Origin of the sequence: Streptomyces dangxiongensis (assembly GCF_003675325.1) — a bacterium.
GTDB lineage: Bacteria > Actinomycetota > Actinomycetes > Streptomycetales > Streptomycetaceae > Streptomyces > Streptomyces dangxiongensis.
Window position 1 is genome coordinate 1,469,874 of record NZ_CP033073.1, and the last position, 12,763, is coordinate 1,482,636.

The window sequence follows — 12,763 nt, forward strand, 5'->3', positions numbered from 1 at the left end:
CACCAGGACACCTTCCCTCAGATCTGCAAGATCCATTGTCAGAGTGTCCACACCACGGGGGTCACCTCACCGGGGCCGGCGCCCCCTTGACTGGTCACGTCGTGGTGGCTGGGCCGGACCCGGGCGAGGGCGGTGGTCATCATGACCGACGTGATCGACCGGATCGGGAACGTCACCCGGCAACGTTACGAACAGCTCGTCACCCAGGCCAAGGAACTGATCGCGCAGATCGCCCGCTCGCAATGTGCCCTGGGTGACATGGCTGGAGATCGAGCCGATGAGGGCGGTGGGCGGGTCGATGCCGAATGGCACGGACGACCTGTTCACCATGACGGAGTCGTTGCAGATGTTCGCGGACGACATCGGCGTCGAACGCCGGACGGTGGAGGACTGGCGATACACCGCCAACCGCTGGCCGGAAGAGCGCCGCAAGGAGGGCGTGTCGTTCACCGTCCACCGCATCCTCGCGTCGGTCGTGGACGAGGACGAGCGGTGGGCGGCGATCGAGGACGCGCCGCTCAACCCGCGCACGGGGGCGAGGCAGTGGACGCCGGACGGCGCGAATCACCCCGGCCGAACGGGTGCGGGTTGTCACGGAACTGACCAGGGACGACACCGTCGCCCAGCAGGTGACCACGGACCTGCTGCGCATGAGTTCCCTGTTCACCTCCCTCACCCTGCGCTCCCTTGAGATACCCAACCGGGTCTGGATGTCCCCGATGTGCATGTACTCCGCAGCCCCCGAGGGCCCGGACACCGGTGCGCCCACCGACTTCCACCTCACCCACCTGGCCTCCCGCGCCGTCGGCGGAGCGGGCCTGGTCATGGCCGAGGCCACCGGCGTCCGGCCCGACGGGCGCATCAGCCCCTGGGACCTGGGCCTGTGGAACGACCGCCAGCAGGAGGCGTTCACCCGCATCACCGAGGCCATCAAGGCGCACGGTGCCGTCCCGGCCATCCAGCTCGCGCACGCCGGGCGCAAGGCATCGGTGGACAAGCCCTGGCTGTCCGACCGCTACCTGACCGAGTCCGAGGGCGGCTGGCAGCCCGTCGCCCCCAGCGCGATCGCCTACGACGGCCTTGCTGTCCCCCGCGAGCTGACCGTGGACGAGATCCAGCAGCTCGTACGCGACTTCGCCGACTCCGCGCGGCGCGCGCTGGCCGCCGGGTTCCAGGTGGTTGAGGTGCACGGCGCCCACGGCTACCTGATCAACTCCTTCCTCTCCCCGGCCTCCAACCACCGCACCGACGCCTACGGCGGCAGTTTCGAGAACCGGATCCGCTTCGCCCTGGAGGTCGTCGACGCGGTCCGCGCGGTGTGGCCCGAGGACCTGCCGGTGTTCTTCCGTACCTCGGCCACCGACTGGCTGACCGAGAACCCCGAGGACACCCGCGAGGGCTGGACCGGGGACGACACCGTGCGCCTGGCCAAGGAACTCCAGGCCCGCGGCGTCGATCTGCTTGACGTGTCCACCGGCGGCATGGTCCGCGACGCCAAGATCGTCGCCGGACCGAACTACCAGGTCCCCTTCGCCACCCAGGCCCGCCAAGCCACCGGCATCCCCACCGCAGCCGTCGGCATCATCACCGAACCGCGGCAGGCGGAGGAGATCCTCACCAGCGGGCGGGCCGACGCCGTCTTCCTCGGCCGCGAACTGCTCCGCAACGCCTACTGGGCCCAGCACGCCGCGCTCGCACTCGACGCCGAGCCGACCTGGCCGGACCAGTACGCCTACGTCGTCCAGCGCCGCAAGCGCTGCCCCCCACCCCTTACAGCCTCCGCCGCTCTGCCCTCACCAGTGAAGACGCGCTGAACCACCGCACAGGGAGATCCCCGTGAACCACCTGCAGCACAAGGTCATCGTCATCACCGTCGCCGCCGCCCGCGGCCAGGAAGACCTCGACCAGCTGGTCGCCGACATCAAGAAGGCCGGCGGCACCGCAACCGCCCGGCTCACCGACGTCACCGACGCCGCGGACATGCAGGCGCTGGCCGACTTCACCGTCGACACCTACGGGCGTATCGACGTCCTCGTCAACAACGCCGGACTGATGCTCTTCTCGTACTGGAAAGATCTGAGCTGTCGATGCCCTGGTAGCCCGGAAGAATCCGGAAAAGCAGGGACTGGATCGCGCCGAAAGCCCGCTCCACCGCCTGCTTGTCGGTCGGCCGAAGCACCCGACTCGGCCGGATCGTCGCGCCGATCACCCGCTGAACCTCGATCAGGTGGTGATTCTTGTACACCGAGCCATGGTCGGTGGTCACGGTCTCCGTGGCGAAGAACGGCAGCCCGGCTACCTTGCCGTCAGTGAACTCCGCGATCACGCTGCCGGGGACCCCGGGGTAGGCCCACTCCATCTCCTCGCCCCAGTCCGGTCGCATGGGCAGCGGCATCATGACGTCCCGCAAGATCATGGCGACGTCTACCGAGGTGTCCGAGACCAACGTGAGCCGGAAAGCGACAATCGAATGCGACGAGCTGCTGCACGAGCACTGGTCCTGCATGGATCGGTACGCGAAGGAGATGATCGCCCGGGGCCCGACCTTCGCCGACGACGACACCCCCACCGGGAGCGTGCACATCCTGGACCTCACCGATCCCGCCGCTGCCCGCGCGTTCGCCTTCGACGAGCCGAACTACCAGGCCGGCGCCTACCGGGACGTGCTGCTGCGACGGTGGCGCAACACGCTCGGGCGCACCATGTGGGACTTCCCCGGCGGCCGGACCGGCGGCAACCGGTATCTGGTGCTCGGCCTCGGCACCGGGCACGCCGCCGACCTCGCGGTGCCGCCCGACCGCGACGAGTTGATCGCCTACGGGCCGCTGCTGACCGACGACGGCGCCACCTGGCTGGGCACGGCGGCGCTTCTGCGGGCGCCGGACACGGACACGGCACGCGCCATCCTGACCCCGGACCGGTACGCCGCCATCGAGGTGCACAACTGGCAGTTCGGCGGGCGGCCGTCCTGACCGAGGCCGGCCGGGCCCGCGTCACCGCCGAATCCCGTCGGGTCGCTCAGCATCCCCGTGCTTCATCCGAACCCACGGATGACTCGGCCTGACGCACACCGGCGGACCCGACCCGGACGCGAGCCGTGCATGACGCGGATTCACAGTTGTCTGCTCCCGAGCCGCGCCAGGTCCGTCAGCCGTTCGCGGAAGCCGTTCGCCAGGGTTTCGGCCGTACGGCGTCCGTGATACGTCGTCTCGTAGCGCAGGGTGCCGGTCAGCCGGCCCATCTCCATGGTCAGGCCGACCGACAGCGTGGCCGCGCCGGCCAGGGAGGACTGCCGTGTCGCGTATTTGAGCCGGGAGAAGTCCTGGTGGTAGGGGCTGAGGGCGGTGCGCAGGCCGTGCATCGTTAGCTCGTGTTCCTGTCGCTCGACGATCCAGCCGGTCACCCCGTACAGGCGCAACTCCGCGTGCGCCAGGGCGTGGCGGAAGAAGGCCGCGTCGCCCTGACGGCCCAGTACGGCCTCGGCGAGCCGGCCGAACGGCAGGTCGGCCGCCGCCGAAGCGTCCCTGAGGACTCCGTCGACCTGCCGGAACAGTCCGCTCGGCGAGGACTGCCTCAGGTTCACCGGCACCTGGATCATGTTGGAGAACAGGCCCAGGGCGGAGCGGGTCCCGGGGTGCAGGCGGCCGTGCGAGGGCGTGGAGAGGATCAGCCGCTCGCGGTCGTAGAAGCCGCCGAGTGTCCCGGCCAGTGCCGCCGCGAGCAGCGCGTACAGGGAGACCCGCTCGCTGCGGGCCGCGCGCAGCAGCAGCCGGGATTCCTCGGCCGACAGGTTCACGGGAACGGTGTCGTAGTGGTGCTGGAGCGAGAGGAACCCGGTGTCGCGGCCGGGCAGGAGGTCCCCGGATCCGTGGGCGCGCAGCCGGTCCGCCCAGTCCGCCAGGCGGGACCCGGTGTCGAGGCGGGCCCGAGGGGTGTTCTCGGCGCGGACGAAGTCCACGTAGGAGAAGGCTGGTCGGCCTTCGCCGGCGACGGGGGCGGCCACGCGGCGGTTGTAGAAGTCGGCGAGGTCGCGCAGGTACACCTGATGGCTCGGCGCGTCGAAGACCAGGTGGTGGAAGCTCGTCAGCAGGACGTGATCGTCGGCGGCCAGCCGCAGCAGGGTGGCCCGGGAGAGCCGGTCGGTGACGTCGAAAGGCCGCGTGGTCAGGTCGAGGAGGATCTCGTGCAGTTCCCGTCGGCGCAGCGCGTCGCCCAGGTTCACCGTCTCCAGGGGGAACGGCTCCGGACGCAGGGCCTGCCGCGGCCGGACCACCTGTTCGATCGGCGTCCCGGTGTCGAGCAGCCGCAGACGCAACGCGTCATGGCGTAAGGCGACGTCGGCGAGTGCGTCGCGTAACGCGCCCACGTCCAGGTGGCCTCGCATGCGGAGAGCGGTGGAGCAGTCGAGGGACACGGCCTTGGGGTAGGGCTCGTCGTAACACCTCTCCCACTCCCAGCACCATTCCTGGCGTGAGGAGAGGGGAAGACCCTGATCCGGCCCATGGGATGTCACCGTCATGACCTGCCTCGGAGAAGACGTTCGAACCCTGTCGACGCTACCCGCGGCGCAGGGAGAAACCCCTCGTCAAAGCGGTCACGCCACACAACTGTAAAATTCCGGGCAGGGGTGGGCGGGTGCGTTGTGTTCCTGCCAAGGGCACCTGGGGACACCTCGGCAACACGGCTGGGTCCGGACGGAGCCGGCGGTCAGGCCGTCGCCGAGGCGTATGTGCCCGGACTGGACGGGGTCTCCGAGGACCCGCAACGCGACGCCTTTCTCCAGGGCCGAGAAACGGTCGACAACGAGTTCCTCATCGGTGATGAAGAATGCGCATCCAGTGAGGTCCGGACCGGATCGAATGTGCCGTAGACCGACTTCAGAAGTGTGGATGAGCCCCGGTGAATCGCCTGCCTGATGACCGTCATGTCGTATACGTGGCTGCGGAAACTGTCGGCCGAAAATGAACTCGTTGTGCCATCAACGGCTCCCCTCCTTGATCGTGTACGGACTACGCTGACCCGCACGGGTGCGCCGCCGTCGCCCGCAGGCCCACAGCATCGAGGAGCAGCCCGTGAACGACCTTTCCTACAGCGACTTCGAAGGCGCGCTCCGGCAGGCACTGCCCTTCCTCGACGAGGAGACGCCCATCGACGCGGACACGAGTCTGACGGAACTGGGCCTGGACTCGCTGACGCTGCTCGGACTGGTTGTGGAGCTGGAGGACAGGTTCTCGGTGGAACTGCCGGACGAGATGCTGGTGATGGAAGCATTCGCGACGCCGTCGACCCTGTGGAGCAGTCTGTCGAAGCTGCCGCGGGCCTGAAGGGACTTCACCGGCGTCGACTCCTCCGAGGGCGCCCTCCACCGGGCCCGCGCGGAGCACGGTTCAGCCACGCCGGCGTACCGCCCGCACCACTCCCTGTCCCGGCGCCGGCGTGATCCGATCGCTCCGGGGCACCCACCGCGGGTGGCTCCGCCCCGTCGAAGAGATCACACAGGCGATGGATCAACCAGGCCCGCTCTCCGGGTAACGTCAAGGTATGAGCCATCCGCACCCTGAACTGAAAGCCGCCCCGCCCCTTCCCGAAGGAGGGCTGCGGGTCATCGCCCTGGGCGGCCTGGGTGAGATCGGCCGCAACATGACCGTCTTCGAGCACGCCGGCAAACTGCTCATCGTCGACTGTGGCGTGCTGTTCCCCGAGGAGACCCAGCCCGGCGTGGACGTGATCCTGCCGGACTTCACCTCGATCCGGGACCGGCTGGACGACATCGTGGCGGTGGTACTCACCCATGGCCACGAGGACCACATCGGCGGCGTCCCCTACCTGCTGCGTGAGCGGTCCGACATTCCCGTCGTCGGCTCCAAGCTGACGCTGGCGTTCCTGGAGGCCAAGCTCAAGGAACACGGCATCCGGCCGCGCACGGTGCGGGTGCGGGAGGGCGACCGGCGCGGCTTCGGGCCCTTCGACTGCGAGTTCGTGGCGGTCAACCACTCCATCCCCGACAGCCTCGCGGTCGCGATCCGCACAGCCGCCGGGATGGTGCTGCACACCGGCGACTTCAAGATGGACCAGTTCCCTCTCGACGACCGCATCACCGATCTGCGCGCCTTCGCCCGCCTCGGCGAGGAGGGCGTGGACCTGTTCCTCACCGACTCCACCAACGCGGAAGTACCCGGTTTCACCACCTCCGAGCGTGAGCTGAACCCGGCGATCGAGCAGGTGATGCGCACCGCGCCGCGCCGGGTCATCGTCTCCAGCTTCGCCAGCCATGTGCACCGCATCCAGCAGGTCCTGGACGCCGCCCACCAGCACGGCCGCAAGGTCGCCTTCGTCGGCCGGTCGATGGTCCGCAACATGGGCATCGCCCGTGACCTGGGCTATCTGAAGGTTCCGTCCGGTCTGGTCGTGAACACGAAGGAGCTGGAGAAGCTCCCGGACCACAAGATCACTCTGGTGTGCACCGGCTCCCAGGGCGAACCGATGGCCGCGCTGTCACGGATGGCCAACCGCGACCACATGATCCGCATCGGCAAGGGCGACACCGTCCTGCTCGCCAGCTCCCTCATCCCCGGCAACGAGAACGCCATCTACCGGGTGATCAACGGACTCACCCGGTGGGGCGCCCATGTGGTCCACAAGGGCAACGCCAAGGTGCACGTCTCCGGGCACGCCAGCGCCGGCGAACTCGTCTACTGCTACAACATCGTCAAACCCCGCAACGTCATGCCGGTGCACGGCGAATGGCGCCACCTGCGGGCCAACGGCGACCTCGCCATCCGTACGGGTGTCGACCCCGACCGGGTCGTCATCGCCGAGGACGGCGTCGTCGTCGACCTTGTCGACGGACGCGCGTCAATCACCGGCAAGGTCCCCGCCGGCAACGTCTACGTGGACGGCATGGAAGTCGGTGGCGCGACCGAGGCGTCCCTCAAGGACCGCCTCACCCTCGCTGCCGAAGGCGTGGTCACGGTGGTGGCGATCGTCGACGCGGACACCGGCGCCCTCGCCGAGGCCCCCGACTTCCTGGCCCGCGGCTTCGTTCACGACGACACCACGTTCGAGTCGGTCGTCCCCGTCATCGAGAAGACCCTGGCCACCGCGGCCGAGGAAGGCGTCGGGGACGCGCATCAACTCGAACAGCTCCTCGCCCGCGCCGTGGCGAACTGGGCGTTCCGCACCCACCGCCGCAAGCCCCTCATCATCCCCGTCATCATCGACGCCTGAGCCACAGCCCGGCAGCACGGCCCCCCGGTTCCGGTCGCGGTCCCGGGGGGGCATCGAGGCCGGGCACGGGCGTCAGCAGCGGCCCGAGAAGGCCGGGGTGGCAACGCATCCCACATGGTGAGTCGTCGGGAACACGTCCCGAGGACTGGTGGCGCGAAAACGTGCAGTTCAACGGGGGTCTTACTATCTTGGGGACAGCCTCCGGAGTATCCGGACCGGCCGGCTCGGGCCAGGCGAGGGCGTGCGGGACCTCGCCCACCCGCAGGCGGCCTTCACCCGCGACAAGGCAACCGGACACGACCGAGGCGACCACGTTCGCCGACGGCGTCACAGCACCACCTCATCGACCGGATCCAGCAAGCAGCCGACGAGAGGGGCACGGGGGCTCGGCCGAGTGGATACCCTTCACGGGTTCTGCGGTGCCATAGCATCTGCCCGGCACCGGGCTCGGCACGGGCTCCTCGCGCACCCGGGGCGCACCCCTGACCACCAGCGAGCGGCGAGGAGTCACTGTGAGCGTATGCGGGCCTGACGGGGACGGTGGGCCGACCGCTCGTACTCCGGAGGACGGGGACGGCCGGGGCAGGGCGATGACCTTGGCGGGGACGCTGGCGGCGGCGGAGACCGCGGCGCCCGTGGAGTCGCTCGACGTGATCGCGCACATGCTCCAGGAGCACCTCGGGGCCGTGTCGGTGTCGTTCCTGATCACCGACTTCACCGGCAGTTCCGTCGTACGGCTGGGGGCGGCGGGCAGCGTCGACACCGATGAACCCGCCCGGCGCATCACGCTGCGGGGCACCCTGTACGACGACGTGATCCGCACCCAGCGGCCGGGCGTGGAGGGCAAGGGCGAGGGCGAACTGGTGCGGGTCGTCGCCCCGGTGACCAACCGCGGGGACGCCATCGGGCTCCTCGAACTGTTCCTGCCCGCGGCGCCGGACGCGGAGGTGATGCGGGCGATCGGCGAGACCGCGCACGCCCTGGCGTACATCGTCATCGCCAACCGGTCCTACACCGACGTGTACCAGTGGGGACGGCGCACCGTCCCGCTGAGCCTGGCCGCGGAGATCCAGCACCGGCTGCTGCCGGCGTCGCTGGCGTGCGAGGCGGCGCAGTTCGCGGTGGCCGGGGCGCTGGAGCCGGCCGACCACGTCGGCGGTGACACCTTCGACTACGCGATCGACCGGGACACCGTCCAGCTCTCCGTCACCGACGCCATGGGTCACAATGTCGACGCCGCGCTGCTGGCCACCCTCGCGGTGGGCGCCCTGCGCCGGGCCCGGCGCGCCGGTGCCGACCTCGCCGAACAGGCCCGCCAGGCCATGCGCGAGCACGGCCGCCAGAGCTATGTCACCGGCCAGCTCCTGCGTATCAGCCTGATCGACGGCAAGACCGAGTTCGTCAACGCCGGGCACCCCTGGCCGCTGCGGATGCGGGACGGCCAGGTGCGGGAGATCACCCCGCAGGTCGATATGCCGTTCGGCTTCCGTGTCCCTCACAGCTACCGGGTCCAGTCGCTGGACCTGCGTCCGGGCGACCGGCTGGTGATGCTGACCGACGGCATGCTGGAGCGCAACGCAGGCAGTCTCGATCTGTCGGACCTGATCGTGCGCACCCGTGCGCTGCATCCCCGTGAGGCCGCTCGCACCCTCATCGCGGCGGTCGTCGACGCCAACCAGGGTCACCTGCAGGACGACGCGACCGTCATGTGCCTGGACTGGCACGGCACCGACCACTCCCTGCGGGACGCCGACACCGGCGCCGACCTCGCCGACGCCTCCGCCCCGTCGCGGACGAGGCACACCGCCGAACCGGCGGGGTGAGGGGTGGGCCGCTGTGGGGCGTGGGCGACGGCGCCCGCGCTGTACAGAAGACCGCCGACAGCGAGCCGGACGGCTGCGGCTGCTCCGCCGTCGCCCCCCGGGTGACCCACTGCGGGAGACGCATGTGGCTGGGGCCCGCATCCCGAAGGATGCGGGCCCCAGCCACACGGTGCGCGTCAGCGTCAGGCCGGAACGATGTTCTCGGCCGTCGGGCCCTTCTGGCCCTGCGCGATGTCGAAGGTCACCTTCTGGCCTTCGAGCAGCTCGCGGAAGCCCTGCGCGGCGATGTTCGAGTAGTGGGCGAACACGTCGGCGCCGCCACCGTCCTGCTCGATGAAGCCGAAGCCCTTTTCCGCGTTGAACCACTTCACGGTACCAGCAGCCATGTCATATCTCCTTTGGGGCAGTGCACCGGAACCCGCACTGTGCGGGCGCCGTGTCGCCGCGATGATCACCCCGCCCGGAAAATGACCGGAAATACAAAAGTGCTCCCACCGGGAGAAGCCTGGTGAGGGCACTTGAAGTTTCGGGAACCACAACTGCAACTGAGATCGACAGTAGCACGCTGGAACGGCCTGCGCACGCTGAAGAATATCGCTCCACTCATTACGGCAAAAAAACGCACGGCCCGGTCCATCGAACTCTCATCCCACGGAAACAGATATTTGATCGACTCGGGTGCGAGGTCTCAGGAAGAAGGGTGACGTCCGGCAGCTCGCCCCGGCATGCCGGCGCCGGATCACGGCTCCCCCCCCACTGACCTGGGCCTCACCCGCCTCATCCGTCCCCTCCGTTCGACGCGGCCGGGCCACGGGAGCCGCCCTCGGGCGGACTGCTGCCGCAGACTTACCGAACAAGGCCGCCGGTCGCCTAAATCGGCCGGAATGCAGGGTGTTCCCTGTTTCCGGAGGTGAGGGAAACACGCGGAGGGGCACCGGAGTCCTCGTCATCGGGTTGTGCCGTGCACGATCCGGTCATGTTCCGTCCGCTTTCCAGTTCGGCCACAGGTAGCCGTGCCGGAGGGAAGGTGATCCGGACACGTGCAGGTCACGGGCGTAAAGCGGGCAGTGCACCGCGCTGGGTAATGGCCGCGGCGAGCGAAGTCCCCCGCCGTGGCCGTGGCATCGGTTTGCCTAACGCCTGCTCGACGGGTACTCCAGTATTTACGCGAGTCGAGCGCCTCGAGGGCCGCGTCGGGGGCGAGCTCACCGCCTGGCGTCCCCCGTGTCCGCACAGTTCGCCGCGGTGCGGCTGATGCCGGTCACGACATTTCCTGATCCAAGGAGGCTTCTCCATGCCTGCCACTGAGTTCCTCGACACCATGGGGATCGGATTCCCCGGCCATCTCAGTGCCGACGAGTTCCCGCCCCAGGCCCGCGAGGGGACGATCGAGGAAAAGCGCCCGCGGAGTTTCGTTCTCGCCGAGTTCCAGGCACAGAAGGCCGTGTACACGGATTACGGCCGGGCGCCCGGTATTCGCACGAGGTGCCCGGCGGGTTGTTCTCCGTCGCACACGAACTGATGCGGGCCGGGCACCGGATGGTCCACGGTCTCGCGCCGACGCCGGGCATGTCGCCCGACGATATGCGCCGTGCGCCTCGCCTGGAACCGGTGCGGCGCTTCACCGAGTTCATCTCCTGGACCGCTCTGCACGCCGGAGCGGCGGAAGCGGCCCTTGTGGCACGCAGCGACTTCACTCTGTGGTGCAAGACCTGCGCCGTTCCGGCCGACGGGCTGGACGAGGCCGAGCAGGTGTCCGAGGCCGCGGTCGAGTACATCAGCGCCTACCGCCAGAACCCCCCGGAGGTGGCGGACGGCGTGCCGGACGTCATCGAATACGGCCGGGCGGTCCATGAACCGGATGAGAGGAGCACCCGCGGTGCGGTGCGGATGGAGCCGGCGCTGCGGTTCTGGTGGCCTGCGGTCGCCACGCCCGGGTGAGAGCGGCCGGGGAGCAGAGCCGGGTGAGGTCACGTACGGGAGGGAGCGGATATGGGCCGCGGCGTCGGACGGGTGACGTTCACGGAAGAGGAGTACGCACGGTTCCACGCTCGCCTGACGCACTGCCTCTCCATGCTGGGGAAGGTGGTGACCCAGTCCGGGTTCGGACAGGTGCCGAGCACATTGGGCGCGGAGTTGGAGGTGTCACTCGTCGGGCCGGACGGTCGTCCCGTCCCGGTGAACGCGGCCGTTCGCGAGGGGCTGGGCGACGACCGTCTCACCCTGGAAGTGGCTCGATTCAACCTTGAGGCCAACTTGGAACCGGTTCCCGTTCGGGGACGCCCGTTCACGGAGCTGGCCGGGCAGGCCTCTCGGGCACTGACGCAGATCACCGCGTGGTCGCTGCCGCACCACGGGGCCCGGGCGGTGCCGATCGGGACGCTGCCCACGCTGACACCGGCAGACCTGACGGCGCGGGCGCTGACCGACCTGCCGCGCTACCACGCGCTGGAACGCGCCTGGGCCCGCCGGCGCCCCACGCCGTTCCCCCTGCGCGCGGGGGAGGGGGAGCAGGGACTCTTCCGAGCCGAGTCCGTGGCCGTCCAGGGGGCGGCCTGCTCCTGGCAGGTGCACCTGACGGTGGCCCCGGACCTCTTCTGCCCCACCTACAACGCCGCCCAGCTCGCCACCGGACCGGCCCTGGCCGCCGCAGGCAACTCGCCCTTCCCGCTGGGCCGGTACGGATGGCAGGAGGCCCGGATTCCGCTGTACGAACAGGGTTTCGGCGAGGGTGGCGCGCCCGGCCGCGGGACCTCACGGCCGCGGGTCGGTTTCGGGCACGCCTGGCTGCACGGTGGTCCGCTCGCCGCCTTCGAGGAAGCCGTACACCGCTACGACATCCTGCTTCCGGCGACTTCTCCGGCCGAGGAGGACGACGGCCCGCTCGACGGCTGGCCGGCGCTGGAGGAGTTGCGCCTGCACCTGAGCACCGTGTGGCCGTGGAACCGTCCGGTGTACGACCCGCTCGGGCACGTGCGGATCGAGTTCAGGGCGCTCCCCTCCGGACCGACACCGCTGGACATGGCGGCGAACACGGCCTTCCTGGTCGGTCTCACCCTGTCCCTGGCGGCCGAGGGACGCGACGTGGCGCGGGAGCTGCCGTTCGCCCACGCCAGGGAGAACTTCTACCGGGCCGCGCGCGACGGTCTGCGGGCAACCCTGTGGTGGCCCTCGCCCGGGTCCGCGCCACGGGAGTACGAGGCCGGCGCCCTGGTCGAAGAGTTGCTGCCGCGGGCCCGGGAGGGACTGGTCACGGCCGGGGTGGACGCCGCCGAGGCGGACACCATGCTGGACCTGGTCGACCGCCGGGTCGCGTCGGGCCGTACCGGAGCGTGGTGGCAGCAGCGGACGCTGGAGGTGCTGCGCCGGCGAGGGCGGCGCGCGCAGCACGAGAGCCGGGAGACGACCGGCCCGACCGCCACACCACCGGAACGCGGGATGATCCCGCCCGGACGGGAGAGCACCACCGGGGTACGGCCGGACGGACAGGCCGAGCGGACCGGTACGACGGACGCACGCGCCGTCGGCACCGGTCGGCCTGACAGCGGCTTGCGGGAGTTGACGGTGCGCTACGCACGGCTCGCCGAGGGAGCCGACCCCGTGCACACCTGGAACCTCCCCACCCTTCCACGGCGGAGCCGGCGATGAGCCCCGGCGCACCTCGCCCGCCAGTGACCTCCAGGCCGACTTCCCCTTCGGCTAGGCCGCCCACG

10 protein-coding genes and 3 pseudogenes are annotated in these 12,763 nt (G+C 69.9%); 9 read left to right on the forward strand and 4 right to left on the reverse strand.

The annotated features are described in order from the left end of the window. Positions 1–66 precede the first annotated feature (66 nt). The gene (locus tag D9753_RS37060) at positions 67–450 is read right to left on the reverse strand and encodes a hypothetical protein (RefSeq protein ID WP_205614070.1); all 384 of its coding nucleotides are present in this window, start codon (positions 448–450) and stop codon (positions 67–69) included. Here D9753_RS37060 and D9753_RS06495 point away from each other — a divergent pair. Beyond that, a pseudogene (locus D9753_RS06495) lies at positions 347–1,814 on the forward strand (DUF6192 family protein). The gene D9753_RS37060 and the pseudogene D9753_RS06495 sit on opposite strands and share 104 nt — an antisense overlap. 22 nt (positions 1,815–1,836) lie before the next feature. Next, positions 1,837–1,995, forward strand: a pseudogene (locus tag D9753_RS37700) (SDR family oxidoreductase); the annotation flags it as partial. A gap of 79 nt (positions 1,996–2,074) precedes the next feature. On the opposite strand, the pseudogene D9753_RS37705 reads toward D9753_RS37700, so the two are convergent. After that, positions 2,075–2,476, reverse strand: a pseudogene (locus D9753_RS37705) (transposase); the annotation flags it as partial. Between D9753_RS37705 and D9753_RS06505 the strand changes: the two are divergent. Beyond that, on the forward strand, positions 2,415–2,972 hold the full coding sequence (locus D9753_RS06505; protein ID WP_205614370.1) for a YciI family protein: 558 nt from the start codon (positions 2,415–2,417) through the stop codon (positions 2,970–2,972). The pseudogene D9753_RS37705 and the gene D9753_RS06505 overlap by 62 nt on opposite strands. A 140-nt stretch (positions 2,973–3,112) precedes the next feature. Here D9753_RS06505 and D9753_RS06510 read toward each other — a convergent pair whose 3' ends face one another. Next, entirely contained in the window at positions 3,113–4,519 is a 1,407-nt protein-coding gene (locus D9753_RS06510; RefSeq protein WP_121786129.1) for a condensation domain-containing protein, read from the reverse strand. Positions 4,520–5,072: 553 nt separating this feature from the next. Here D9753_RS06510 and D9753_RS06515 point away from each other — a divergent pair. The 3 genes from D9753_RS06515 to D9753_RS06525 all read left to right on the forward strand — a co-directional run bounded on the left by D9753_RS06515 (position 5,073) and on the right by D9753_RS06525 (position 9,050). Next, on the forward strand, positions 5,073–5,324 hold the full coding sequence (locus D9753_RS06515) for an acyl carrier protein (protein ID WP_121786130.1): 252 nt from the start codon (positions 5,073–5,075) through the stop codon (positions 5,322–5,324). Between the two features lie 217 nt (positions 5,325–5,541). Then, positions 5,542–7,227 carry a ribonuclease J gene (locus tag D9753_RS06520; RefSeq protein ID WP_121786131.1) on the forward strand — a complete coding sequence of 562 codons (1,686 nt, stop codon included), beginning with the start codon at positions 5,542–5,544 and terminating at the stop codon, positions 7,225–7,227. 590 nt (positions 7,228–7,817) lie between these two features. Continuing rightward, complete coding sequence (locus D9753_RS06525; RefSeq protein WP_121786132.1) at positions 7,818–9,050, forward strand: PP2C family protein-serine/threonine phosphatase; 1,233 nt, start codon at positions 7,818–7,820, stop codon at positions 9,048–9,050. A 182-nt stretch (positions 9,051–9,232) separates the two neighbouring features. Here D9753_RS06525 and D9753_RS06530 read toward each other — a convergent pair whose 3' ends face one another. After that, positions 9,233–9,436: a cold-shock protein gene (locus tag D9753_RS06530; RefSeq protein ID WP_023586116.1), complete on the reverse strand. Its 204-nt coding sequence runs from the start codon at positions 9,434–9,436 to the stop codon at positions 9,233–9,235. A 908-nt stretch (positions 9,437–10,344) separates the two neighbouring features. Here D9753_RS06530 and D9753_RS06535 point away from each other — a divergent pair. From D9753_RS06535 to D9753_RS06545, 3 genes are read left to right on the forward strand one after another with little or no spacing between them, the layout of a single operon-like run. After that, the gene (locus D9753_RS06535; RefSeq protein ID WP_121786133.1) at positions 10,345–10,572 is read left to right on the forward strand and encodes a hypothetical protein; all 228 of its coding nucleotides are present in this window, start codon (positions 10,345–10,347) and stop codon (positions 10,570–10,572) included. Then, the gene (locus D9753_RS06540) at positions 10,548–10,991 is read left to right on the forward strand and encodes a hypothetical protein (protein ID WP_163010637.1); all 444 of its coding nucleotides are present in this window, start codon (positions 10,548–10,550) and stop codon (positions 10,989–10,991) included. The genes D9753_RS06535 and D9753_RS06540 overlap by 25 nt, the downstream gene beginning before the upstream one ends. 51 nt (positions 10,992–11,042) lie before the next feature. After that, positions 11,043–12,698 carry a glutamate--cysteine ligase family protein gene (locus D9753_RS06545; protein WP_121786135.1) on the forward strand — a complete coding sequence of 552 codons (1,656 nt, stop codon included), beginning with the start codon at positions 11,043–11,045 and terminating at the stop codon, positions 12,696–12,698. Positions 12,699–12,763 lie beyond the last annotated feature (65 nt).

Bases quoted from the DNA above. Each gene is read 5' to 3' on its own strand.
- D9753_RS06505 (WP_205614370.1), top strand. From the start codon at position 2,415: ATGGCGACGTCTACCGAGGTGTCCGAGACCAACGTGAGCCGGAAAGCG.
- D9753_RS06510 (WP_121786129.1), bottom strand. From the start codon at position 4,519: ATGACGGTGACATCCCATGGGCCGGATCAGGGTCTTCCCCTCTCCTCA.
- D9753_RS06520 (WP_121786131.1), top strand. From the start codon at position 5,542: ATGAGCCATCCGCACCCTGAACTGAAAGCCGCCCCGCCCCTTCCCGAA.
- D9753_RS06525 (WP_121786132.1), top strand. From the start codon at position 7,818: ATGACCTTGGCGGGGACGCTGGCGGCGGCGGAGACCGCGGCGCCCGTG.
- D9753_RS06530 (WP_023586116.1), bottom strand. From the start codon at position 9,436: ATGGCTGCTGGTACCGTGAAGTGGTTCAACGCGGAAAAGGGCTTCGGC.
- D9753_RS06535 (WP_121786133.1), top strand. From the start codon at position 10,345: ATGCCTGCCACTGAGTTCCTCGACACCATGGGGATCGGATTCCCCGGC.
- D9753_RS06545 (WP_121786135.1), top strand. From the start codon at position 11,043: ATGGGCCGCGGCGTCGGACGGGTGACGTTCACGGAAGAGGAGTACGCA.